This is a genomic window from Mycobacterium sp. P2_H7 (genome assembly GCF_056403275.1).
This window is the reverse complement of sequence record NZ_JBFUFU010000005.1, coordinates 427,873-453,028: the sequence shown is the minus strand read 5'-3', so window position 1 is coordinate 453,028 and position 25,156 is coordinate 427,873. Positions and strand designations below refer to the sequence as shown.

Annotated in this window: 18 protein-coding genes; 5 read left to right on the top strand and 13 right to left on the bottom strand. The window is 66.0% G+C overall.

The window, feature by feature from the left end:
* Positions 1-520: 520 nt before the first annotated feature.
* Positions 521-1,384: a class I SAM-dependent methyltransferase gene (locus AC1DY7_RS08065; RefSeq protein WP_477493117.1), complete on the bottom strand. Its 864-nt coding sequence runs from the start codon at positions 1,382-1,384 to the stop codon at positions 521-523.
* Positions 1,385-1,458: 74 nt separating this feature from the next.
* On the opposite strand from AC1DY7_RS08065, the gene AC1DY7_RS08060 reads away from it, so the two are divergent.
* Complete coding sequence (locus AC1DY7_RS08060; RefSeq protein ID WP_477493116.1) at positions 1,459-4,653, top strand: ATP-binding protein; 3,195 nt, start codon at positions 1,459-1,461, stop codon at positions 4,651-4,653.
* Here AC1DY7_RS08060 and AC1DY7_RS08055 read toward each other — a convergent pair.
* The gene (locus AC1DY7_RS08055; RefSeq protein ID WP_477493115.1) at positions 4,646-5,254 is read right to left on the bottom strand and encodes an adenylate/guanylate cyclase domain-containing protein; all 609 of its coding nucleotides are present in this window, start codon (positions 5,252-5,254) and stop codon (positions 4,646-4,648) included. The two genes, AC1DY7_RS08060 and AC1DY7_RS08055, sit on opposite strands and share 8 nt — an antisense overlap.
* 115 nt (positions 5,255-5,369) lie before the next feature.
* Here AC1DY7_RS08055 and AC1DY7_RS08050 point away from each other — a divergent pair, with 115 nt between their 5' ends.
* The gene (locus tag AC1DY7_RS08050) at positions 5,370-6,245 is read left to right on the top strand and encodes a L,D-transpeptidase (RefSeq protein ID WP_477493114.1); all 876 of its coding nucleotides are present in this window, start codon (positions 5,370-5,372) and stop codon (positions 6,243-6,245) included.
* 124 nt (positions 6,246-6,369) lie between these two features.
* Here the strand turns inward: AC1DY7_RS08050 and AC1DY7_RS08045 are convergent, their stop codons facing one another.
* Both AC1DY7_RS08045 and AC1DY7_RS08040 read right to left on the bottom strand, forming a co-directional pair.
* Positions 6,370-7,767, bottom strand: a complete 1,398-nt coding sequence (locus AC1DY7_RS08045) for an FAD-binding oxidoreductase (RefSeq protein WP_477493113.1) — start codon at positions 7,765-7,767, stop codon at positions 6,370-6,372.
* Positions 7,764-9,248, bottom strand: a complete 1,485-nt coding sequence (locus AC1DY7_RS08040; RefSeq protein ID WP_477493112.1) for an APC family permease — start codon at positions 9,246-9,248, stop codon at positions 7,764-7,766. The genes AC1DY7_RS08045 and AC1DY7_RS08040 overlap by 4 nt, the downstream gene beginning before the upstream one ends.
* A 138-nt stretch (positions 9,249-9,386) precedes the next feature.
* Here AC1DY7_RS08040 and AC1DY7_RS08035 point away from each other — a divergent pair, with 138 nt between their 5' ends.
* The gene (locus tag AC1DY7_RS08035; RefSeq protein ID WP_477493243.1) at positions 9,387-10,700 is read left to right on the top strand and encodes an acetyl-CoA hydrolase/transferase family protein; all 1,314 of its coding nucleotides are present in this window, start codon (positions 9,387-9,389) and stop codon (positions 10,698-10,700) included.
* Positions 10,701-10,800: 100 nt separating this feature from the next.
* Here AC1DY7_RS08035 and AC1DY7_RS08030 read toward each other — a convergent pair whose 3' ends face one another.
* The 8 genes from AC1DY7_RS08030 to AC1DY7_RS07995 form a co-directional block, all read right to left on the bottom strand.
* Positions 10,801-11,055, bottom strand: coding sequence for a hypothetical protein (locus AC1DY7_RS08030; protein ID WP_477493111.1), 255 nt, complete (start codon positions 11,053-11,055; stop codon positions 10,801-10,803).
* A 119-nt stretch (positions 11,056-11,174) separates the two neighbouring features.
* Complete coding sequence (locus tag AC1DY7_RS08025) at positions 11,175-14,246, bottom strand: lantibiotic dehydratase (RefSeq protein WP_477493110.1); 3,072 nt, start codon at positions 14,244-14,246, stop codon at positions 11,175-11,177.
* A gap of 14 nt (positions 14,247-14,260) precedes the next feature.
* Positions 14,261-16,417, bottom strand: coding sequence for a peptidase domain-containing ABC transporter (locus tag AC1DY7_RS08020; RefSeq protein ID WP_477493109.1), 2,157 nt, complete (start codon positions 16,415-16,417; stop codon positions 14,261-14,263).
* Positions 16,414-16,854, bottom strand: a complete 441-nt coding sequence (locus AC1DY7_RS08015; protein WP_477493108.1) for a hypothetical protein — start codon at positions 16,852-16,854, stop codon at positions 16,414-16,416. Before AC1DY7_RS08015 ends, AC1DY7_RS08020 begins: the two co-directional genes overlap by 4 nt.
* Positions 16,855-17,061: 207 nt before the next feature.
* On the bottom strand, positions 17,062-18,570 hold the full coding sequence (locus AC1DY7_RS08010; RefSeq protein ID WP_477493107.1) for a flavin-containing monooxygenase: 1,509 nt from the start codon (positions 18,568-18,570) through the stop codon (positions 17,062-17,064).
* Positions 18,543-19,460, bottom strand: a complete 918-nt coding sequence (locus AC1DY7_RS08005) for a short-chain dehydrogenase/reductase (protein WP_477493106.1) — start codon at positions 19,458-19,460, stop codon at positions 18,543-18,545. The genes AC1DY7_RS08010 and AC1DY7_RS08005 overlap by 28 nt, the downstream gene beginning before the upstream one ends.
* Positions 19,461-19,471: 11 nt before the next feature.
* Positions 19,472-20,548, bottom strand: coding sequence for a PDR/VanB family oxidoreductase (locus tag AC1DY7_RS08000; protein WP_477493242.1), 1,077 nt, complete (start codon positions 20,546-20,548; stop codon positions 19,472-19,474).
* Entirely contained in the window at positions 20,548-21,447 is a 900-nt protein-coding gene (locus AC1DY7_RS07995) for a metal-dependent hydrolase (RefSeq protein ID WP_477493105.1), read from the bottom strand. The genes AC1DY7_RS08000 and AC1DY7_RS07995 overlap by 1 nt, the downstream gene beginning before the upstream one ends.
* 137 nt (positions 21,448-21,584) lie before the next feature.
* On the opposite strand from AC1DY7_RS07995, the gene AC1DY7_RS07990 reads away from it, so the two are divergent.
* Entirely contained in the window at positions 21,585-22,208 is a 624-nt protein-coding gene (locus AC1DY7_RS07990) for a TetR/AcrR family transcriptional regulator (protein WP_477493104.1), read from the top strand.
* Between the two features lie 35 nt (positions 22,209-22,243).
* Positions 22,244-22,390, top strand: a complete 147-nt coding sequence (locus tag AC1DY7_RS07985) for a hypothetical protein (RefSeq protein ID WP_477493103.1) — start codon at positions 22,244-22,246, stop codon at positions 22,388-22,390.
* Here AC1DY7_RS07985 and AC1DY7_RS07980 read toward each other — a convergent pair.
* Positions 22,380-24,923 carry an excinuclease ABC subunit UvrA gene (locus AC1DY7_RS07980; protein WP_477493102.1) on the bottom strand — a complete coding sequence of 848 codons (2,544 nt, stop codon included), beginning with the start codon at positions 24,921-24,923 and terminating at the stop codon, positions 22,380-22,382. The genes AC1DY7_RS07985 and AC1DY7_RS07980 overlap by 11 nt on opposite strands.
* Positions 24,924-25,156 lie beyond the last annotated feature (233 nt).

Genomic DNA, 25,156 nt, shown 5'->3' with positions numbered 1-25,156 from the left:
CGGCTCTCACCCACGTGGCGGCTCACCCGCAATTGCGCGAGGGCCGGCTTGGACTTGATGGGTGGCGCAAGCGTCCAGAGCGAGTCGCCGCTGTTGCCACGAATTCTACTGTGGCAGTTCAACTCTGCGCCACCCGCTGATCATGTGGGCCAAGCATTCTGCCGACGGATTGGCGGGTCCACACCGGATCCGCACCCGTCTGGCAGATGCTCTGCGGGTCGCTCGGCCGCACGTGCGCGCATCCCGGACAGGTGTCCCCAGTGCCCGACGGTGTACGGTCGAGGTAACGTGGCCGAAATGTTCGGTCGCTCGGTGCGGCTCAGTCCACACCCACGGCGCCGCAACCGGCCGCCGCAACTCACCGCAAGGACACCACGTGGATTCGATGGATTTGTTCTCCCATCTTCAACCAACGCCCCACGAAAGTGGGCCACACCAGTCCAACGCTGCCGACCAAGATATGAGCAACGTTGCAGCACTGGTCTTTTCAGATAAATCGAGCTCGGCGGCGTTCGAGAGTTCAAGAGCTCGTCCCGACGCCGAGGACGCCGGCTCCCGGTAGGTCGTAGCCTTCCGGCGTGGCGAAATCTGCCATCGCCGCGTCGACCCGGACCCGAATGTCCGCACTGACGTCGGCGGGAAGTGACTCCAGCATCCGGGCAAGCGGCCCTGCCAGCGACGGGACGACCGACCACCACTCGTCGACCGAAGCGACCTTCATCGGCGTAGCGATCTCCTGGATCTCGACGCCGGTGAACCCGGCCCCGTCCAGCATTTCTTCCAGTGCGCCAGGTGCTTCCAGCGAGAAGGGACCGGGCACACCAGGCGGCGGGACGGGAAAACCCATCTGCTCGGTGACCGCGTCGAACAGCAGACCCAGCCATGGATTGCGATCCCGAGGTCCCCACACGACGAACACCGCGCGGCCGGCAGGCCGCAGGATCCGGCGGGCTTCCCGCACGGCCGATGCGGGATCGGGCACCAGCATCAGGCCTTCCCGGCACAGCACCTTGTCGAACGCGGCATCGGGATAGTCGATCCGCTCGATGTCCACTTCGCGGGTGGTGACGTTGGTCAGGCCCGCTTTCTCCGCTCGCTCCGCGGCGATCGCCGTCATCTCCGGTGCGATGTCGGAGAGCACCACGGCACCGTGCGGCCCCACACTCGCGGCCGCAGCCATCCCTACCCCGCCGGGGCCGCATGCCAGTTCGAGCACCCGCTCCCCGCTCCGGAGGTCGGCGGCATCGAGCATCGCCGCAGCCACCACCGCTCCGCGCGCATCGACATACTCGGCAAGCTCACCCCAGGACGGGGCGACCGATGACCAGATCGCACGAAGCGACGCGCGCAAGCCGCCGTCGTCTGCCGTCGTGGCAACCTCCACCGCGCCTCCCGAGTCTGTTCATCCATACACCCGTTAGGCCGTGCCCGCAGGTGCATCGGTGTCACACTGTGGACGTGAGCGACGGTGGGACGGCTCCCCCGCCCGAGTCGCGTCCCGGTGCCGGTTCGTCCATCGATGATCTGCTGGATCAGGCGGTGGCGGCGATCAACCGTGGCGATCGGGTGACTGCTGCCGCGCTCGCCGACCACGTCCTGGCCATGGACCACGGGAACGCCGACGCCGAGGATCTACTCACCGCCCCCGACGATCGTGGCGAGATTCGGCGTTTGACGATCTTGTATGTCGACCTGGTCGACTCCGCGTTGCTGTCCGGCAGCAGCACTCTTGACACCTACGGGCTGTTGATGGGCCGTTATCGCCGACTGGTGCTGGACATCGTGCACCGCTTCGACGGCCATATCGACTCCCCGACGGGTGAGGGTCTGCTCGCGGTGTTCGGACATCCGAGAACCCATGAAGACGATGTGCGCCGAGCGGTGCTGGCCGGATTGGAGATCACCAGGGAGGTGGCGCTGCTCGGCGAGCAGTTCGCGCACCACGTCGAGATGAAGACCGCCGCGAGGGTGGGAGTGCATCGTGGGCTCGTCTATCTGGACACCGCGCAAAGTGACGTCTATGGCCTCGGCGCCAACTTCGCGGCCCGGGTCTCGGGCTTGGCTCCGTCCGGCGCCGTGGTCATTTCTGATGCGGTGGCGCCGTTGCTGTGCGATGCCTTCGAGCTGATGCGGTGCGAACCGGCCGCCGTCAAGGGAGTCAGCGAGTTGGTCGCCCATCACCGCGTGCTGGGTGAGCGGGCACCGCAGGCCCAACCCCACACCCCGCTGGTGGGGCGTGACCGTGAACTCGGGTGGCTGCGGGAGCGTTGGGTGCAGGCTCAGGCAGGCACGTTGTCGACCCCCGGTGTGGTGGTGCGCGGCGAGCCGGGAATCGGCAAGTCCGCGCTGGCGGCCGCCATCGCCAAGGTGGCCTCGGATACGGGGGCGGCGGTGCTGACCTTGACGGGTTCGGCCCTGCACACCGACTCAGGTCTGTATCCGATCCGGAACCTGATCGAACAGCGTTGCGGGACGGGCAGACTGACCCCGCCCACTGAGAAGTTGCAACTACTCGAAGCCGAACTGACGGTCTGCGGAGGTGACACCGAAACCGCTGTGCCGTTGTTGGCCCCGGCACTGGGCATCGCGCCGGAACACGGATACCAGGCCGCTGCCGCAGAAGGACGCAAGCTCTATCGATTGATCGGACAGGCGGTGCAGGACTATCTGCTGGCTTGTGTCGGCAAAGGCCCGGGCCTGCTGGTGGTCGAGGATGCGCACTGGTTCGATCCGTCCACCCTCGAGATCCTCGGGTCCGTCCTGAATGCCGCCGCAGGGCGGCTGCTCATCGTCGTGACGGGACGCCCGGGTCAGTGGCTGCCCACCGAGTGGCCGGTGACGGCGATCGACCTCGGCCCGTTGACGGAGGACGAGGCGGACCGACTGATCGCCACCCTGGATCCCACGCTGTCGGCACAGGATCGAGCAACGGTCGCGCAGCGCTGCGACGGGATGCCGTTCTATGTGGAGCAGGTCGTCGGCGGGCTCACGGAAACCGGGGTTCCCGAGGGGTTGTACGAGCCGTTGCTCGCCCGGCTGCGGGCAAGTGCCAACGTGGTCCCGGTGGTCGAGGCGGCGGCGCTGATCGGTCGCCAGTTGGACCGGGACCTGCTGCGCTACGTTGTCGCCCTCGATGACGATGTCCTCGACAGTGTCCTCGCCGAGCTCAGCGACGCGCGCGTGCTGGAACCATGGGGACCGAGCGGGTGGCGGTTTCGGCACGAGTTGCTGCGCGAGATCGCCCTGGAGTTGGCGCCACCGAGCGTGCGTCGCGGCCTGCACGGCAGGGTCGCGGACGCATTGGTGAACGGCGTGGGTGGCGATCCGGAGTGGCAGCTGGTGGCCGCACATTACGAGCAGGCGGAGAAGGCAGCCGCCGCGGTGACGGCGTACCGGCGGGCGTCGACCGATGCGCGCCGGCGTGGCGCTCTCACCGAAGCGCGCGGGTACCTGACCCGTGCCCTGGCGCAAGTGGACAACCAGACGCCCGGGCGGCCACACGATATGCAGGAGATGGCGGTGCGCCTGGAGCGGGGATTCCTCGCGTCGGCCGCCGAAGGCCCGCGAAACGACGCCACCGCAGACGATTTCGAGGAGTGTCTGCGGATCGGCGGCGCGGATGTGCGTGATGACGAAGTGGTCGGCACGCTGTTCGCGCTGGCCGGTTATTACTTCGCCCTGGGAGATCTGCCCCGCTCCGCTCGGGTGCTGCGGTCCTTGCGCGCGGGCATGAGCTCCGAGCGGGCGTTCTTCCGGCCCGTCGTCGAAGCGGGCATCGGCATCGGCGAATGGATGAACGGCGGATTCGCCGCCGCGCGCGAGCAGATGGTCACGGCAACAGCAGAATTCGCTGCGGCGGGTCGGCAGCCGCTCGAGTCGCTCTGGTTCGCGCCGACCGACCCGATGACCATGGCGCACGGAATCCTCAGTCTGGACCGGATTGCATGCGGGGACCTGCCCGGCGCAGAGGCGCAGCTACGCGACGCAGCGCAGCGAGCCGAGGAACTGAGTTTCCCGCAGGGTCCGTTCAGTCTCGCGTTTGCCCGCTTCTTCGAGATCTGGATACGCATCGAAGCGCGTCAGCTCGATCGCGCGGCGGCCCTGGCCGCCGAGCTGGTCGAACACGCCGAGCGGCACGGCTTCGAAGTGTGGGCGCTGTGGGGTAACGCTCAGCTGGCCATCGTCGACGCGATGAGGTCGGTCTTCACCGCCGAGCCAGACGCCGGACCGCTCGTGGATCGCGCGATGGAGTTCGTCGCGATCGTTCGCGCGGCCGGGTTGACAGTCTTCATCACGTTGTTCGACGGTGCTCTTGCCCGACTGTTCACAGCCACCGGTCGTCAGGACGAGGCCCGTGCCCAGCTGGACACCGCACTCGGCCTGGGCCGCCGCATCGAAATGTGTTTCTACGAGGCGGAATTGCTTCGCCTGCGCGCTCACACCCATCCCGGCAAAGAAGACCGTGAAGCGGATCTGGCTGCGGCCCTTGACGTTGCCCGTGCACAGGGAGCAACCCTGTACGAATTGCGCTGCACACTGGATGATTACGAATGGCGCGGAGAGCCCGCCCGTACCGGGCTCGACGACGTCGCCGGCCGGTTCGCCGCCGGCAGCCAATTGCCGGAATGGCAGCGTTACCTGTCGCTCAGGTAGCGACGCGCTCACTGACCACCACGTAATGGGGCACCGGCTCGTCGACGCCCTTGACTGCCGCCGGTTCGCAGACCTTCAGCTCAAAGTCGTTCCTTATCAACGCCTCGACCGCATCGGAGACGACGACTGCACCCGGTGGCGCAGCACCCGAGATCCCGCTCGCCAGATTGGCGGCCAATCCCGAGAAATCGTCCTGACCAGCGTCCAGATACACCGCACCCCGGTGCACCCCGACCCGGACGTTGACGCCGAACCCGAATCGGCGCTGCGACTGCTCGCTGAGCCGTGCCACCGCCCGGGTGATCTCCAGCCCGGCTCGCGTCGCGCGGTGCGCGTCGTCGCCAAGGTTGATGGGATGACCGAACACCGCAAGCAGGCCGTCCCCCTTGGTGGAACCGATTCGCCCGTCGTGCCCGTTCACGATGCGCTCCACTTGTTCGCGGTATCGCCCGACGACCAATCGGTACGTCTCGGGCTCCACTCGTGCCGATAGCGCGGTCGAATCCACCAGATCGGCGAAGAACAGGGTCAACTGCCGGATCTCACCACCGTCTCCGGCCGTTGCCCACGTGCCTTCCACTTCGCCCGGGCCGTCAGTCACCTGGATATCGTGGCATCCGGCGGTGCGTGGCACAGTGGGTTCGGTGCCCGACACGTAGGTGATCCGGTCCGGGAACGCCGACCGCGTCGCGCGAGTGCGAGACTGTATCCAGAAAATGACTGGAAGGATGCGCATGCCGGGCTCGACCAGGGGAAGTCGCTCCATCGTTCTGAAGTTTGTCGGGGGGGCTTCGATACTGAGCAGCGTCGTGATGCTGAGTGCGGATCCTGCGCTGGCAGAACCCGCTCCCGGCGGTCAGGACCCGACACCGTTCATCGGCGCCGCACCGTTCGGGCCGCCGAAGGTGGCCCCCGTCAACGGCGCGACGGTGGGGGTGGCCCAGCCGATCATCATCAACTTCCCCGGACCGGTTGACGACGCCGGCGCAACCGAGGGTGCCGTCCACATCTCGTCAGTCCCCCCGGTTCCCGGCAAGTTCTACTGGATGACTCCCACGCAGCTCCGCTGGCGCCCGTTGAGCTTCTGGCCCGCCCACACCGCGGTGACCATAGATGCGGGCGGCACAGTGTCCAACTTCTTCACCGGAGACACGCTGGTGGCCACAGCGGACGACGCGACGCATCAACTCACCGTCACGCGCAATGGGGCCGTGGAGAAGACGATCCCGATGTCGATGGGTATGGCGGCGGGCGGGCACCAAACCGCGAACGGCACCTATTACGTCCAAGAAAAGATGCCCTCGGTGGTGATGGATTCCTCGACCTACGGGGTTCCCGTCAACTCGACGTACGGTTACAAGACGACAGTCGAGCTGGCTGTCCGGTTCGACGACAGCGGCAACTTCGTGCACAGCGCTCCATGGTCGGTGAACGATCAGGGTAAACGCGATGTCAGTCACGGCTGTATCAACATCAGCCCCACCAACGCACGGTGGTTCTTCGACAACTTCGGCGCCGGTGATCCCATCATTGTGCAGAACTCCACCGGCACCTATACCAGGAAAGACGGCTCCAGCGACTGGCAGACGTAACTCGAGGTGTCAGACGGCTCGATAGCGTCGACGCGTCCACCAGGCGGCGAGAGTGAACATGGGACAGCGTGATCTCATGGGCCGCTTGACGATCGGTCGGCCCAGTCGGGAGCACGGGCATCGGCTAACCCTGCGGCGCGGGCCGAATGCTCTGTTCGAAGCGGAACACGTTGTACGGGTCGTACTTTGCCTTGATCGTGCGCAGTCGCTCGACTCCTTCACCCCAGTAGACGCTCTCCCAATCCGCCAAGTCGGCATTGGGCACATTGGTATAGGCGCCGTCGACATACGGTGCCAACGCAGCAGCGAACTCGGCAGTCCAGGCCAGACACTCTGACGTCGACGGATCGGGCACCGCCGGCCTACCACCCGGCAGCTCGCCACGGGCACCGCCCCAGCCGGCACCCGGCTCGGCATAGAACAACGCGTTGCGGTGCGCGAAAGCCGAACCGCCGGACGGCTCGCAATGCCGCACGGCCCCGCCGAACGCGTTGGTAAAGTAGTTACACTGCGGCGTCGGCGCTTTCGACATGAATGCCACGATCAGATCGATCGCTTCGGCGGGGAATGGTTCGGAGACGAACTGCGAGGCGAACTTCCAATTCGCGACCTCGTCGGAGGGCGGCGGCTGAAAGGCCGCGTAGTTGTCAGCCCAGTTCGCATTCCTCATCGAGACAGTCGGAGTGCCCGACGACAGCATCGGCGCAAGCAAGTGCGCAGCCTCATCCTCCGTGCCGGCGGCGAGAACACCGATGAGTCTGATATCACCGCGGTTTATCTCGAGCTGGGTGGTGAGACGGTTGTCGGTGTACGGGGCGCAGCGCTGCCAGGCGTCGAAAACGTCGGGGAGGCCACCCAGACCCGACCACGCTGCGGTGATGTAAATGGTCTGCGTCAGTGGGTAAACCGAGTAGGTCAATGACGTGACGATCCCGAAATTGCCGTTGCCTGCGCCGCGCAGTGCCCACAGCAGGTCGGCGTTGTTCTGCTCGTCGACGACGATAGCTTCGGCACCGTCAACGTCCGCGGCGACGACCACTTCGGCCGCCATCAGGTTGTCCGACGCCATGCCGAAAAGACGGGTCAGCAGACCAAAACCGCCGCCAAGAGTGGCGCCGACCAAACCGACGGTTCCTTCGGTGCCCGTCGCCGCGACCATACCGGCCTTGCCGAGCTCGGTGACCGCCTCCAGCTGGTTCAGCCCGGCACCGACGGTAACCGTGTGAGATGACGAATCGACGGTCGCCGACTTGATTTCGCTGACATCGATCACGATTCCGTCATCGACATTGTTCCAGCCTTCGATGCAGTGCCCACCGCTGCGGATCCGAAGCGCGACATCGTTCTGGCGTGCCCAGGCCACTGCGTTGACGACATCCGTTGTCTCCTGCGCGAATACGACCGCCACCGGATCATGGCGGAACAGCAGATTCCAGCCCGCGCTGGCCGCCGCATGATCGGCGTCGCCGCGGCGCACGATGCGACCCGTCAACACGGCCGGTTCAGCAGCGGTGGAGGTCATTCACGCACCTCAGATGTCTGCCCGACGGTAACTATCTCCGGTTCGTTGTCCAGTACTTCGCGTCTGAAGATCATCATGTACGCGAAGTACAGTGTGCCGATCAGTGCGAGGCCCGCCACCATCACCATCGGGGCGAGGGTGGCCGGTGCGAGCAAGATGACCAGCGCGGCGACCGACCAGATCAGCGCCGCGATGGCGACGGGCGTCTCGAACCGACCAAGACTGAAGCCACCTTCCTTGTGGTCGAGTCGTTTTCGCACGACCAGGTAGAGCACGACGATCGCGCCGTAGGTCACCGCCGGAAATACCGTGCCGGACGTGATCAGGTCCAGCAGTGCATCGCCGGGCAGGGCCCAGAGCACGGCGGCGCCGATGACGACCGGCAGGATGGTGGCCGGGATCGGAGTCTGCGTGCGGGGGTCCACCTTTTTCATCAGTTGGTGGGCGGGAAAGCGGCTGTCGCGCGCCATCGCGAAGATCATGCGTGAACAGCTGGTCAACGTCACCAACCCACCGCCGAAGAAGGCGATCGCGATGACGACGAGGAAGAGCCGCTCTCCGACGGCGCCGAGTTGCTCGTTCATGATGGTCGCGACGGGCGACGCGGCGGCCGTGACTTCGGGGATGTCCTTGATCGCGGCGGTAAGGGCGATCAGGAACACCAGGCCCAGAACACCCGCCGCGGCAACCGATCCCACGATGGCGCGCGGGACGGTACGAAACGGGTCCTTGGCTTCCTCGGCCATGTTCGCCGCAGAGTCGAAGCCCACGAGCGTCCCGAGGCCGACGATCATGGCGATCATCAACCCACCGCCCAGTGCGTAGTAGTTCGACGCGCCCTCGGCGGTTCCGCGCGATACGAGGTTGCCCGCCGAGCCCGTTCCGGTGACCGCCACGGCCACCAACAGCGCGACCGCCAGCACCACGACGATCGACACCTCGATGCCGACGGCCGCTGAGTTGATCAGCGCCACGATCCTCGTCGAGGCGATCGCCAGCACCGCCTCGATCACCATCAACGCCACGGTGATGATCCGCCCGGTCGTTTCGCTGGGCTCCATGTTGAACAACGGCATCAAACACTGGCTCGCCATCGCGCTGTTGATGGCCATGAAGCCGGTGATCAGATAGCAGAAGGTGAGCCACCCGAAGAACCAGCCGATCTTGGGGTTGGCCAATCGGGAGCCCCACTGGTAGGACGAGCCCGACAACGCGATGCGAGCCGCGAACTGCGCGATGACCAGCGCGATCAACATCTGGCCGATGAAAGCGATGATCCACGTCCAGATGCCAACGGGTCCGGAACCGCGCAATAGGTCGTCATAGGTGCTGAAGACGCCGACCGCTACCGAGATGAACGCGAACGATATTGCGAAGACCTGAAACGAACCGAGCGTTCGCTTCAGCTCTGGCTCGTAGCCACAGTCCACACACTCGTCGTCCGCAGTAGCGTTGCCACCCGCCGCATTCTGTACCGTCATGGAACTCTCCGACCTTGAACGGGTGATCCACGAACAGTAATTGACGAGAACGCTAGTTCTGCTGGGAATTTCGCATTTGCCGTACAAACAACCTGTGATTGTTGACATTCGGCAGCCATGCGGCAAATGTCACGCGCCATGCCCGAGGAACTGACCGCCGAGCAGCCCGCCGCACGACTCGAGTCCGCTGACGCACTGGGCATGCCACTCGGGCCCGGCCAGCCACCGGCCTTCCTGCGGGCACTCGGACAACGCGAGGACTGGGCCGACCTGCGTGTGTACGGGGCCCTGCTCGCCGTCCTCACCGAGCTGTTCTCGCGTACCGGCGTGCACTATCTGTCCGGCTTCTTCGGCCCCCTGGAGCGGGCGCTGCGCGAATCGGGCGCCGACATCGGTTTCACGCCGGCGGACTTCCGGCGCTTCGCACCGCTGCTCGAACGACAAGCACCGCGTGTCATGACCACCGTCGCCACGCCGCCTGACGCCGACGGCTGGTGCTCACTGTCGCTGCACGCGGGCGGCACGATCGCCGAGTTGCACCGGGCCGGCGCCGATCCCGACCGGCTGCTCGTCGTCGAGGTATCCGACTCGTACCCAAGAACTTTCGGGCATGGGAAGCACCGCCACGGACTGCATGTCGACGAGATCGACATCCTGCTGCACTCGACGGATGCACCCCTGTCCCTGCCTGCGGGCGAACCCACCGAGGTCGACGACGCGATCGCCCGGCACGCCGTCGGCTTCATCCCGACCGGAGCGACCCTGCAGGTGGGTATCGGATCGATCCCCAACCAGATCGCGACGCTGCTGGCCGACGGCGACGGCGGCGACTACGGATTGCACAGCGAGATGTTCACCGACGGCTGCATGAAGCTGCACCGGGCAGGCAAGATCAGCAATTCCCGCAAGGGGCAGTACGACGGGGTGAGCGTGACGACCTTCGCATTCGGCTCGCCGGAGCTGTACGAGTGGCTGGACGGCAACAGAGAAGTGGCCTTCCTGCCGGTCGAAATCATCAACTCACCTGAGGTCATCGCGGCCAACGACGACATGATCTCGATCAACGGCGCGCTCGCCATCGACATTCACGGTCAAGTGGTCGCCGACACCATTTCCGGCAACCAGTTCAGCGGGATAGGCGGTGCCGAAGACTTCGTGGCGGGCACCGGCCTCGAGCTTTCGGACCGCTCGCTGATCTGCCTGCCGTCGACGTTCACCAAGGACGACAAGCTGCAGTCGCGGATCGTGCCGTGGTTCGGCCCGGGCGCGGTGATCACGACGCCACGGCATCAGGTCGATGTGATCGTCACCGAGTATGGCGTCGCCGAACTGGAGGGCAAGACCGTCCAGGAGCGCGGTGAGGCCCTTGCGGCCATCGCGCACCCGCAGTTCCGCGATGAACTGCTCGCGGCGGCCAAGCGCGCGTCCAAGGGCTACTCGCCGGTCGAGTAGCGGATGAATCATGGTCTGCCCCGACGACGCAACCACCGCCCATATCGTCAGCTATGGGCGGTGGCGCGTCGGATGGGTGGATGAGAGAACGCCGCGCAGGCTAGCCGGCCGAAGGATTGAGCACGCGGCCACCCGACGGGTTGATCACCGACCCACCCGAGGGGTTGATGATGGACGTACCACCGGAAATCGAAGACCCACGAATGACGGACGTGCCCGACGTCCCGATGGTCTGCCGGTCGGTGCCCGGGGCGGGCGCGGCGCTGGTGCCGCCGCCGTTGACGATGCGCAGCTCGCTGTCGGTCAGCGTGCGGATGCTCTGCCGGCGCAGGGCCAGCTTGCGGTTGGTGTTCATGATGCTTCCTTTCGTATTCGCGGGCCCTGGTTGGTTCGCGTTACGACAGAGCATCGGCTGCCGCTCTTGGAGGTTTCTTGGCGACGATCGGTGCGCGTCAGGTCGGCAGATCGGACACGTCAGGGACGGGGCTGCCGCGCGATCTGGCTGGCGTAATGCCGGTCGAGGAAACTCAGGATGACGAGTTCATGGGTCCGGGCGGCGGAGCGCAACAGTCGGATCGCGTTGAGGTGACTGAAGCTGTGCACCAGGTCTGGGAACTGCTGGGTCAGCAGACCGCGCAGGTCACGGTCCGCAAGCTCGCCGAGTAGCGGTGCGAGCGTCTCGGACCGTTGCCGAAACGCCCGGCGCCCAGGCTCGTACGGGTGATCTTGCGTGTCATCGAGCAACGCAGCGATCTCTGCGCGTTCGCTGCGCCAGCGTGCTCCGATTCCGGTGTCGAGGCCGCGCGCGCCCGGATACTCGATTCGGTAGCCGGCGGCCCCGTCCCTTACCCAGTCCCGGCGCTGCTGCATGTCGAGGCCGGCGTCTGCCAGCAGGCGGTCGGTCGCGTACACGCAGAGCCTCCAGCGTGCGTCGGCCAGCTCTTCGCCGTCGAGCATGCCCAATACCTCGAGCACGGCGTCGCTGTCGGCGGCATGGATCTGTTCAGCGATCTCGATGCCTTCGTCGCCACCGTAGCGTTCCAGCTCGCGGTGATAGGTGTCCAACGCAACCGTCGACACCGTCCCGTCGGCGAGGTACGGGGCCATGGCAATCGTGAGAGCGGGCAACGCGTGGTCGTGCAGAGCTGCTGGATCTCCATGTAGCCGTATTCTCAGATGATGCTCGGGATCGTTGTAGCGCAGGAAAAACCAATGGTCTACCACCCCGGCGCTGCGCAGCCCGGCGATCACCGGTGCGACGGCGTCGATGAGGATTCGGTCGGCGGAAGCCGTGCCGGTGTATGCCTTGAAATAAAGCCACTGGCTACCCGGCGCAAAGGCACGCTGCACCTCGGGCACGCGCCGGTGCGGGGACTTCGGTACGGGTTCGGTGCGGCAGATGAAGGGCACGATGAGCTCTTGGGCGAAGCGGCCCTGCGGCCCGGTGGCGACACCGTCGGCCAGGACTTCCTCCACGAGGGCTCCGGTGCGTCCGCGTAACACCTTGGCGGCAGCCGCAACCAGCGCGGGGCTGGCGGTATCGACGTAGAGCCGGTTGTCACCGTCGGTGATCAGCACCTCGTTGGGCAGGCCGCGGTCGCGGACGAGCGCCGCCCAGCCTTCGGCCGCTTCGGATCCGGTGACGGTGCTCAATTCGGCCGCCGAAAGCCGCCAGCGTGCCCGGGCCAGGACCAGCCGATCTGAAGTGACGCGCGGCAACGTCGGCGCACCCGCCAACGCACCCCAGTCCCACGCGAGCCCGCCTGCCACTCCGGCCCGTTGCAATGCCGCGAGGAAGCGGTATACGCCAAAGCCGCGCCACGCCGGGTTGTGCGCGGTGGTCAGGCGCGGCCGGACCTCCGCGTCCAGCCGGGGGCTGTACAGGACGAGGCGATGGCCGTCCAAGCGCAGCGTCAGTTCGTCGACGCTGAGTTGATGCTCCTCCGATGCGCCCGAACGGCCCAGCAGGACGAGCTCGTAGGCGCGTAATACCGGCCGCGCCAGGATATTTCCGATACGTCCCTCCGGTAAGTGGACGAGCTCCGCGAACACGACCCCAGGAGCGTAGGCCTCCTCGGCGCGCAGGTGGGCGCGAACGGCGTCGTGCAGACCGGGATCACCGTGACAGAACCGCCCGAGAAGCTCAGCACCTGACGGCCCGGTGACGGCGTGTACCTCGATGCCGTTGTCCAGCATGGTGGCGAAGACGGCCAGCGCATCGGGCAGCGGCAACGGCGTACCCGTCGTCAGCCGCGCCACGGTATCGGCATCGAGCTCGACTCGGTCGGAGCCGCTGTCGCGGGCACGCAACACCAAATCGAGCAGAGTCGCGTCACGCACGGTGAAGGTCGAATTCCCCGCCACCCCACCGAGATCGAGACCGGCCAGTAGCGGCGACTCATCGGCCGCCGGATGCGTCGACCGGTCGAACCCGATGCCCATCTCCTCGTCCAGCGCCTCCATCAGAGGGACCTCGCGGTCCTCGTACCGGGCCCCGAACTCCTCCTTGAAACGGGTCAGCGCCGGATCCTCGGCCCCGTGGGACAGCCGGTGCAGAAGCTCCACCGCCTCGGCGAGCTGCGCGACGTCATCGCGCCCGAGGGTCAGTCCGAACCCTGCGCGATGTAAGTCGACCTGGATCAGCCTGGCGTCGTCGCCGCCGCCGGCCAGGCCGAGCAGCGTCTCCGCGACCGAATCGTATGCCTGCGGCGGATTGCCGAGCCCGGCGGCGTCCAGCCGTGCGAGCTCACCGGACACCCGTCCCAGTGCCTCCGACGGTGCGGTCAACCCCTGACCGCTCAAGGCTGACAGTACGTGCGCCAACGGTTCTGGGCCCGTCACGGCCGGCTCCGCCACCGGGGTCAGCACCTTGGCGTCGACCAGCGCGTCGACGTATTCGCGTGCCTCATCCGCCGCAACGTCGGCGTGGGCGGCGACGGTCTCGACTATCTCCGCCACCACGCATCCGCCCGAAGCGGCATCCATCGCGACGCGCAGCGGGGAGTCGTCCTCGATGACAACCAGGTGGTGGCTGCGACGGCCCTCGCGCACGCGGCTCTCGATCAACCGCATCGCGCCTGCCACGTGGTAGCGGCTGGAGTTGGGCTCGACGACCATCGCCGACCGGGTCGACGGGTCCACAAGCAGTCGTTCGACGAGCGACGCCAGCACCTCGGTGTCGGGCCTGCTGTGCCGAGTGGTGCCCTCCGGGCCGTCGACCAGCAGGGCGGTCGCGTCGCCAAGCGATCCCAGAGCGCAACCTGCGAACAACCCGAAAGGTGTGGCACGGGTACACATTCGGACCAGATAGGCGGTCACAGAGGCGGCCACCCGGGCATCCGGGTCTCCGTCGGCCAAGCGGCGCACCAATCCCGGCGATGCAAGATGCAGTGCCTCGCGAATCTCTGGCCGGGCGGCCAGGCTGCGCCAGTAGGCGGGATCGGTGCGCAGTCGATCGAGCTCCTCCAGCGGCAACAAGGGAGCCCGCATCACGAAGAAGCCGCTCGCCATCAATGAGGCGGCAACGCCCGCATCCCGACCGCGCACCCCAATCCCCTTTTCTAACTAGGATTTTCGCTGACGAGTTGCCCGGATACCAATCGGGCGTAGTGACCACCCGCGGCCAACAGATCACGATGGCCGCCGGCCTCGACCACCCGGCCCGCCTCCATGACGACGATGTGGTCGGCGTCGATCACGGTGGCCAGCCGGTGTGCGATCACGATGACCGTGCATCCGAGGCCGGCGATGTTGGCGTGCACCTGGGCCTCCGTCACGGTGTCCAGACTGCTGGTGGCCTCGTCGAGTAACAGGATCCGCGGCGACGGCGCGAGCGCACGGGCCAGTGCCAGTCGCTGGCGCTGGCCACCCGACAGGGACGCACCCGCATCCACCAGCGTTGTGTCCCAGCCCATCGGCATCGCGCGGATGTCCTCGGCGACACCGGCCAATTCGGCAGCGGCCTCGAGCCGCGCCAGTGGCAGGTCGGGGTGGCCGAGCACGAGGTTGTCACGCACCGACAGCCCGAAGATGTACGGGTTCTGGGTGACCACGCCGATCTGGGAGCGCACGCTGCGCGGGTACAGGGTGGCGAGGTCGATGTCGTCGAGCAGGACACGACCGTCCGACGGCGGGTAGAGCCCCAACAACAACCGACCCATGGTCGACTTGCCCGAGCCCGAACGCCCGACGATCGCCACCAACTGTCCGGGCCGCACGTCGAGGTCCGCGCCGTCGACAGCAGGCGGACCGTGTGGCTGATAGCGGAAGGTGAGGCCTTCGGCACGGACCGCCCCGGTGAGTCGGGGCGCGTGTTGCAGGTCGCGTCCTTCGGTCTCCGTCGGCGTGTTGTTGACGTCTTCTATTCGAGCCAGATAGCTGCCGAGCAGCTGGACCTGCAGGGCGGTGCCGACCAGGACGGAGAGCGGTTCCAGGAAGGCGCCGCCCAGTGCCGCCAACGCCAACATCGTGCCGAGGGAGAGCTGCCCGGTGCCCACCAAATGGGCGCCGACGAGAAGCACGGCGATCGGCGACAATAGGGCCAGCCCATGGATCGCCGTCTCCACGGCAGCCGAGAGCCGCCCACGGCGCAGCGAGACGTTCATCTCGGCGATGAACAGGTTGGTCCAGTGCGTCACTGCCCGCCGCTCGGCGCCTGCGGTCTTCAACGTCTCCATCGCCGAGAACATCTCGTAGGCGTACGACTGCGATTTGGCTTCCGTCGCCAGTGCCTCGCCCATCAGATGCTGGTTGCGCCGACGCGCCGACAGCAGCACCGCGACCTGAGCCACCCCCAGCGCGGCGACCAAGGCCGCCAGCGTCGGCGACAGGGCGATGATCACGATCAGGTAGAAGGTGGCCAGAGTGCCGTCGAGCAGTGCGGCGATGGTGCCGGTGGTCAGGATCTCGCGGACCGTGGCGTTGCTGCGCAGGCGCATCATCAGATCGCCGGACGACCGCTTCAAGAAGTAGCCGTACGGCAGATCAACCAGATGCTCCAGGAAGTCCAGCGTCATGGAGACGTCCAGACGACTGCGCAGCCGGAGCAGCAGATGAGACCGCAGGAAGGTCGCGATCACCGAATAGCCGATCAACGCCGCCATTACCGCGGCCATGACCTTCAACAGGTGCCCGTCTCCTGCGGGCGCGATCCTGTCGACGACAACACCGGTCAGCACCGGCACTGCCAGCGCCATCAACCGCACCACCACCGAGGTCGCCAGCACCTTGCCGAGGCCACTCGAACGGGTCAGCAACCGTCGGGCATGGTGCAACGCTCCCAACGCGGCTTGTCCGCCCGGCTCGAACGCCTCGGCGGGCTCCAGCAGGATGGCGACACCGCTGTACAGGTCGTTGACGGCTTCCCAGCTGAGCCGATAGCGTCCGGCGGCAGGATCGACAACGGTGACGCCGCGCCGTGATGTCGACTCCAGGACAACGAAATGCGCTTCGCCCCAATGCAATACGGTACCGCTTGGGAGCACGCCCAGATCATCGAGCTCGGTGGCCACGCCGCGGGCGCGCAACCCGAAGGTGGTGGCGGCCTCGGCGATGCGCAGCGCATCGGTGCCGTCGCGCCCAGTCCCGGTGGCGGCATGTAACTCGGCCAGCGGCACATGCCTGCCGTGGTAAGCCAGCGCCATCGCGAGCGCGGCGGCACCGCAGTCGGCCATCTCGGCCTGCGCGATATAGGGAATCGCCCGCCGGCGGAACCTCACCAGAGTCTCGGCAACAACAGCGAGATCAACCGTTGCCGCCCCGCCGGCACCAACAGCTTGCCTGCCGACGCCGGACCGGGATGCGTGAGTTCGGCCGTCACCTCGGTGGGGCCGGCGCCGACCACGACGGCGTCGAAGGTGGTGCCGGATGCATCCCGGAACTGCACCGGTGCACCCACCGTGGGTACGGGCGCGTCAGCGACCACTGCGCTCACCGACGCGCCCTGCGTCACCGCGGGCAGGGCGACGGTGCGTGCGGTCGTCATCGTGGCGGCGGCCACCGCGCCTGCGGCCAGCAGGATTGCCAGCGCGACGAGCCCGACGTTGATCCATCGCGGCTGCCTGATCAACTCGCCGGGACGCGCACCTTCGGACTTACGGTCGCGCCAGCGCTCGCGAAAGACCGACTCGTAACGCACCGCATCGTCATCGGTCACACGACCCCCTCCGCCACGAATATTGTGGCCGCTGAAGTCGAGGGGCGCAGCCGGATCAGCAATTGCGAAAGTCATGTCGCGCGCGATGCGGCCGAACTGCATGACGGTTGAACGGCCGCGCTACGGGTTCAGATCGCGCACGCGAGACGGGACGACAGTGCTTGACGTCATGGATGCGGACCCACGATCATCGACGCCTATTGCGCATTACGTCGAGGTATTGACGAAATGATCTGTTACCCGGTCGTACTCGTAGTCGTCGAGCGCAAACCGATGCTGCGCCAACCAGCCGTGCGGGCCCGTGGTCGGCCGGAGGAACGGAGCGTCTCCGTGGTCGTCGACGTAGTACGTGCTGGTGCCCGCGCAGGCGGGGCTGAGGAACATGGTGTTGTCGACCTGCCGTCGCATCTTGCGCAGGAATCGCTCCTGAGCGGCGGCGGAGACCTCGGCACGAGTGGCGCCGCGCGCACGCGCCGCGGTGATGACGCGCAGCGCATGCGTGGTGCAGAGGTCGAAGGTCGTGAACAGCGATGGTCCAGCCACGCCGTACGGCCCGGGGTTGAGAAACAGGTTGGGGTAGCCGCGTACCGTCGTGCCCTCATATGACTGTGTGCGATCTCGTTCCCACAGCTCACGCAACGTCTCGCCGGTCGTGCTGTACAGGGCGTAAGGGACGTCCAACACCTTGAATCCGGTCGCGAGGACCAACACGTCGATGTCACGTTCTGCACCGTCGACCGTGCGGATGCCGGTGGGGGTAATCCGTTCGATACCCTCGGTGACCAGTTCCACATTGTCGCGCAGGAACGTTGGGTAGTAGGTGTTGGAGAACGACGGCCGTTTGCAACCGAAGCCGTATTTCGGTGTCAGTTTGTTGCGCAGCACCGGATCAGGCACCTGTGCCCGCAGAAATCCCAGGCACAGCTGTTCGACGGCCTTCACGACGAAGGGTAGCTGCTTGTTGTAGACGGCCCCGAATGTCACAAACGATTCGCTGAGCACGCTTGTCGCCAGACGCGTCGACTTCTGAGCGAACGGCACGTGAGCGAAGGCGCCGCGCACCGCGCCGTTGAGTTGGGCATCGGGCCGTGGCAACACCCAGATCGGAGTGCGCTGAAAGACGTTGAGCGACTTTACGTAAGGTGCGATCGCGGGAATGACCTGCATCCCGGATGCCCCAGTGCCGATCACCGCGACGCGCTTATCGGTGAGGTCCAGCGCGTGGTCCCACGCCATCGTGTAGATGGATGGACCCGTGAAATCGTCCAGTCCCGGGATGTCCGGCTTCTGACTGGTGGAGAAATGGCCGGTGCAGGAGAACAGATACCGACCGCACACGGTCACGCCATCGGCCAGTTCGACGCGCCAGCAGTGAGCGGACTCGTCAAACCTCGCGGCGACGACGTCCGCGCCGAATCGGATCTTCGGCCGAAGCCCGTACTTGTCGGCACAGTTCTTGGCGTATTCGAAGAGCTCCTCCCCCGGCGCGTACGTACGCGACCAGTTCGGGTTCGGTTCGAAGTGGTAGCTGTATGTGAACGACGGGATATCCACGGCCACACCAGGATATGTGTTGTCGCGCCAGACACCACCCACATCTCCGGCGCGCTCCAGGATGACGAAGTCGTCGATACCGGCGCCGGATAGTTTGATTGCCGCGGCCATACCGCCGAAACCGGCACCGACGATCACCGCCTCGTGGATCGGCTCAGACATTGCCAGCCCTTCCTCTCAGCTGGACGACGGTCGTCCGGCACCACCGCACGCTGCTCGATCGCGCGGATGACGCTCCGCATGGTCGTCGACACGGCTGCGCGGGCGTCGACGAAGGGGTTCGCCGCACCCCGCAGGAACGCATAGGGCTGCCAGGCAGAAGGAGCGAGGGTGCTCGCGGCGCGTCGGGCGATGCCATCGGCGAGCACCTTGGCAGCGTGCTCGGCAGTGATCCGTTGACGCAATGGCCACGGCATGAGGGCGTCGAGATCACGGCCGAGCGGATCCTCGTCCACTGGGCACATGAACGGTGTCTGCACAAATCCGAAGTAGGCCACGCCGGCGCTGGCCCCGGTCCCGGCGAGTTCGATGCGCAGTGCCCGGCCGAGCTGCTCCACGGCGGCCTTGCTCATGGCGTACGGCGCCAGGCCGGCCCCCGGGACGAAGGCCGCGACCGACGACACGATCACGACATGACCCTTGTTGCGGATCGTATGCTCCAACGCCGGCCGGACCGTATTGAACGCCCCGTTCAGATTGATGTCGATGACCCGGTCGAACTCGGCCGGGTCGACGGTCCGCACTGTCGAGGGATCACCGGCCACACCGGCGTTGGCCACGACGACGTCGAGGCGGCCGAAGTGGCCACTGATGGTGTCGACGGCACGGGCCATCGCGTCGCGGTCGCGAACGTCGGCCACAACGGCAAGTGCATCCTCACCGAGCGCCGCCGCGACTTCCTTGACGCCGACGTCGTCGACATCGATGAGGCCTAGTCGAGCGCCGTGCTCGCGCAGCAGCACGGCCAGGGCGGCACCGATGCCACTGCCGGCCCCGGTGATCATGACGACCTTGTCACGGATATCGTAATTGTCTGTGCCGAAAGGGAACACGCTGATCTCCTCTACAGGTCCAGAACGAGCGGGCCGTCACAACGCGACACGCAGATGAGCATTGAGTCCAGCTGCTCTGCAGCACTGAGCAGATGGTCGCGGTGCTCGACGCGGCCGGCCAGGACCGGTACCTTGCATGAGCCACAGAAGCCCTGCTGACAGGAGTAGGCGACGTCCGGTTTCACGCGACGAACGGCAGTGAGCAACGAGTCGCCCTTGCCGACAACGGCACTGACGCCAGTGCGGCGTAACTCGACGTCGAACGGACGGCCGCCAACGACCGGCGCCGCGGAGAACCGCTCGGTGTGCAGTTCGCGGATGATCGTGCCGAAACCGGCGCGCGCCGCCTCGAGCATCTGGGGCGGGCCACACGCATAGACGGCGTCGGCCGCGGTGACTTCAGCCAATAGATGCGTTGCCGTCGGCTGTCCGAACTCGTCGTCGGGCCGGATCTGGATGGCTCCGGACGGCAGACCGGCCAACTCGTCGAGAAATGGCATCGACACGCGGGTGCGGCCGGTGTAAACCAACCGCCATGGCTTGCCGCGAGCATGGGCCGCGTGGATCATCGGCAGAATCGGTGTGATGCCGATACCGCCCGCGATTAAGTGGTACGACGGCGAGTCGGCCATGTGAAAGGCGTTTCGGGGCACACTGATTCGAATCGAATCACCTACCCGCAGCTGCTCGTGGATTTCGCGCGACGCGCCGCCTCCGTCCCTGACCAACCGCACCGCGATGCGGTAGCGGCTCCGATCACGCGGGTCACCGCAGAGCGAATACTGACGCTGCAGGCCCGAAGGCAGGAACACATCGAGGTGCGCGCCCGGCCGCCAGCGCGGTAGATCACCGCCGCCCTGCGAGACGAGGGTCAAGCTGACGACGTCTTCGGCGACCTGTGCAACAGACACGACAGTCACTTCTTGGTTGAGCCCATTGCGGTGCGGTGGTTTCGGATGCCCCGGTGCCGTAGCGAGCGGACCTGTGCTCAGTCGTTTGTAGCTGCCGAGGGCGAGCAGCACTGCGTGTATGGCGGGATGCAGCTGAGCATCGGGCACTACGTCGTCGCCCCGGATCGGCGGGCGCATCACCGGGCCCGGCTCTCGGCGGCTTCGGCGGCCTGCGCGGCCGGTGAGGTCGCAAGGTATCGAACGGCCTTGTCGAGGCTGCCCATTCGACTGGGGTGAAAGCCGGGCCGCAGATACGGAGGTATCTCTGCGAGGAAGAACATCGGGTTGGGCAACAATCCCCTGCGCACAGCGCCGGCCATCTGCAGCGGCCACGGCTTCCACCAGCGGTGCGCAGGGTCCTGGCGCATCAGGTAATCGACGGTGACCATCCACGTCGCGAAGAGTCCGAAGCTGCCGATCAATGACGTACGGGCGCGACGGGCGTAGCTGCCGTCGATGTGCTGATAGACGTCGAACAGGACACTGCGGTGCTCGACCTCCTCTGCACCGTGCCAGCGCAACAGGTCCAGCATCACCGGATCGGTATTGGCACGGTCCAGACCCTCCGCATCGAGCAGCCACTGTCCTACCACGGCCGTGAAGTGCTCCATCCCCGCGTAGAACGCCAGCCGCTCGGCGAGCCACTTCTGCTTCGCGCTGCCCTTGAGGCCGTGATTGCTGAAGATCAGGCGAAGCATCTGCCCGACGTTGCGGACGACCGGCTCGCAGTCGATACCGTGGCCCGCGAGTGCGTCGTGGTAGCTGCCGTGCGAGGTGGCATGCATCTGCTCTTGGCCGATGAAGCCGATCGCCTCTTCGCGCAGCCGGTCGTCGGTGATGTGGGGCAAGGCGTCGGCCAGACATCCCGCCATCAGGTGCTCGCCGACGGGGACCACCAGGTGCATGACGTTCCAGAACTGCGTCGCGACCGGCTCGTCCGGCACGTAGTGCAACGGCACGTCCGACCAGTCGAACTCCACGTTGCGCGGACGGATGGCGTGGGCTTCCTCCGCGTCGGAGGCAGACTCTCTTGTCATCGCCGTAACGTAACACTGCAACAAATAAGATTGCAATGTTGCAGCCCGCATGCGCGTGTCTGCGGCTTTCGTCGCAGCGCAGGGACGTGACGCAACAATTCGTCAGCTATGTTGCAGCGCTCGATAGGCTGTCAGGTATGACGACGCGACCGGTCGCAACGCCTGCGGTGAACGCAGTGCCGACTGACGACGCCATCACCCGCATACTCGACGCCGCGTTGAAACAGTTCGAAGACGTCGGAATCCGCAAGAGCACAGTCGAAGACGTCGCGCGCAGGGCGGGCGTGGACCGCGTCACCGTCTACCGTCGCGTCGGCTCCAAGAACGACATCGCGCAAGCCGTTCTTGCCAGAGAGTCTGAACGACTCTTGAACCGAGTCGCAGCGGCTACCGCGGCTACGGAGTCGCTCGCGGATCGCGTCGTCGCCGCGTTCACCGGCATGATGGTGGGCCTACGCGACCATCCGTTGTACAACCGGCTTGTCGGAATCGAGCCGGACGACACCCTGCCCCGAGTCACCACCGAGGCGTCAACGCTGCTCGCATTGGGAATCGAGCGGGCCGTTGAGTTGCTGATTCCGGCGGATGCCAGCGCGGCAGCCCGCAGCGACTTCACCGCGCGGATCGAAATCGTGGGTCGGTTCGTCCACTCCAGCATGCTGACCAAGCAAGCCGTGGTGAATTTGCACACCGAGAAACAGCTGGCCGATTTCGCTCGGACATACATCGTGCCGATCGTCGAGGGTGCTTCGGCCACCTAGACCTCGCGTTCATCCCGACAGCTGGGGACTGACGGGTGGACGATCTCGGCTGCGGTCAGGTCGTCGCCGCCGACGACGAGGGCGAGCATGTCGGCGAAGTACTCGTAGAAATAGCGCTCGATGACCCCGCTTCACCGCCGTCACGGCGGTTCGTCAAGAACCGCAACTTCTTCATCGAATAGCAGCTGGCGCCAATCGCATTGCCAGATACGGTGCCGTGCGGCTGTTTTTCGCACGTGCCACCTCCGTGGGCGGGCCCGCGGCAACCACCCGACCGCCGTCGCTACCGGCTCCCGGTCCTAGGTCGATCACCCAGTCCGCACCCGCGACCATCCGCATGTCGTGTTCGGCCACCACCACGGTATTGCCCGCGTCGACCAAGCGGTGCAGTTGACAATCGAGCAGATCCACATCGGCGGGGTGAAGCCCGGTGGTCGGCTCGTCGAGGACGTAGAGGGTGTGCCCTCGCCGGGGTCTCTGCAGTTCGGAGGCGAGCTTGATCCGCTGCGCCTCGCCACCAGACAACTCGGTCGCGGGCTGTCCGAGGCGCAGATATCCGAGTCCTACCTCTCGCAGCGTGGTCAGGCTCCGCGCCGCTTTCGCGACGTCGGCAAGAAACTCCGAAGCCTCATCGACGGTCATCGCGAGCACGTCGGCGATCGTACGGTCGCGGTAGCGCACCTCGAGCGTCTCGTCGGAGTAGCGCGCACCATGACAGTCCGGGCATGTCGCGTATGTGCCCGGCAGGAACAACAATTCGACCGACACGAATCCCTCCCCCTGGCAGGTGGGGCAGCGACCGTCGGCCACGTTGAAGGAAAACCTGCCCGCTGTCCAACCGCGGCGACGTGCCTTCGGGGTCGCGGCGAATTCGCGGCGCACGGCATCGAACAATCCGGTGTAGGTCGCCAGCGTCGAGCGCGGCGTGCGTCCGATCGGACGCTGGTCGACCGATACCAGCCGACTGATCTCCTCGGCCCCCTCGGCCGTCACCCCGATGCTCGCGTCGTGATCGAGATCGATGACCCCGGTGTCGGGTTCGTCGTCGGATTCGGCCGGCTCGGCAGGGCGTCCCGTGCCGAGATGGCTGTTCACGACATCGCCAAGGACCTTTACTACGAGCGTCGACTTCCCTGACCCGGACACCCCGGTGACGGCGGTGTACACGCCAAGCGGCAGGTCCACGTCGAGGTTTTCCAAATTGTGGAAGCAGATCCCGCGCAGCCGCAGCCACCCGGACTGCGTGCGGGGTTCACGAGACCGCCGCCTGGCCCCCTCGAAAAGGTACCTACGAGTGACCGACCGCTCGATGTCAGCGAGACCTGGTACCGGGCCGCTGTAGAGCACGTCCCCGCCAAGCTCCCCAGCCCCAGGTCCGACGTCGACGATCCAATCGGCACGGCGAACGACGTCCATGTCGTGCTCGACCACGAATAACGAGTTGCCGGCGCGCCGCAGGCGGTCGAGCACGTCGAGTAGCGGTTCGGCGTCCGCGGGGTGCAGTCCAGCTGACGGCTCGTCGAGCACATAGAGCACGCCGAACAAGCCGGCGCGCAGTTGAGTGGCCAGCCGCAACCGCTGCAGCTCGCCGGGTGACACCGTCGGAGTGCGGCGACACAGTGAGAGATAGCCGAGGCCGAGATCTATGAGTATCTGCAGGCGCGCAACGAGATCGGCGGCGATCATGGTCGCGACTTCCGTCAACTCACCGGAATTCGTGGACTCGTAAGCGGCGGCGGCATCGGCCCGAGAAGCCGTCGGGTGCAACGCTTCAGCAAGGTCGGCCATCGGCATCGCCACGTAGTCGGCGATGTTGCGCCCGGCGAAAGTCACCTTCAGCGCCTCCGCACGCAGGCCAGAACCGCCGCACAATGGGCAGTCCACGCTGTCGACGAATTGCAGTACCCGGCGACGCATCATTGCGCTATTGGAATTGGCCAACGTGTGGCGGACGTGGCGTTCGGCGCTGGAGAACGTGCCGTTGTAATAATAATCGGCCTGCACGGGGTGCTGGCCCGGATCGATTTCGACGGTTGGCTGGTCGTCGGTGAACAAGATCCAATTGCGTTGCCGCTTTGGAAGTTTCCGCCACGGCTTGTCGATGTCGTACCCCAGCGTGACGAGGATGTCGCGTAGGTTTTGGCCCTGCCAGGCCCCCGGCCACGCGGCGACGGCGCCTTCGCGGATGGTCAGCGACGGGTCGGGTACCAGCGTCTCTTCGGTCACCCGATGGATTCGTCCCAACCCGTGGCATTCGGGGCATGCTCCGACCGCGGTGTTCGGCGAGAAGGCGTCGGAGTCCAGTCGCTCCGTGGCCCCCCGCGGGTAGGTTCCGGCCCGGGAGAACAGCATCCTCAGCAGATTCGACAGCGTGGTGACGGTGCCTACCGTCGACCGCGATGTCGCCGAACCCCGGCGCTGCTGCAATGCGACAGCGGGCGGCAACCCGGTGATGTCATCTACCTTCGGCGCGCCAGTTGGCAACAACAGGCGACGGGCGTACGGGGCGACCGATTCAAAGTAGCGGCGCTGGGCCTCGGCATAGATGGTGCCGAAGGCCAGCGACGATTTACCGGACCCGGAGATGCCCGTGAACGCGACCAGGGCATCGCGCGGCGCTGCGACGTCGATACCCCGTAAATTGTGTACCCGCGTGCCGTAAACGCGCACGCAAGGGTCGATGTCGTCCGTACTTCTGTCGGACATTTCTGTCATCGTGCTCAGACGAGTACCCGTGCTGCGGCGGCGTAAGCATGATGTGGACACGACAGCGGCCAAATGCAGAGGCGAATCGTCGGCTTGGCCGTGTTCGAGATACGACACCAAGGTGTCCCAAAAGTGGAGCTAAGGGGATTCGAACCCCTTGTTTTATGGAGCGCCTACGGCCTCTGAGCTGCACAAACAACCTCAGCTAGTGGTGCAGTGGCACGTAGACGAACGTGGCCCGA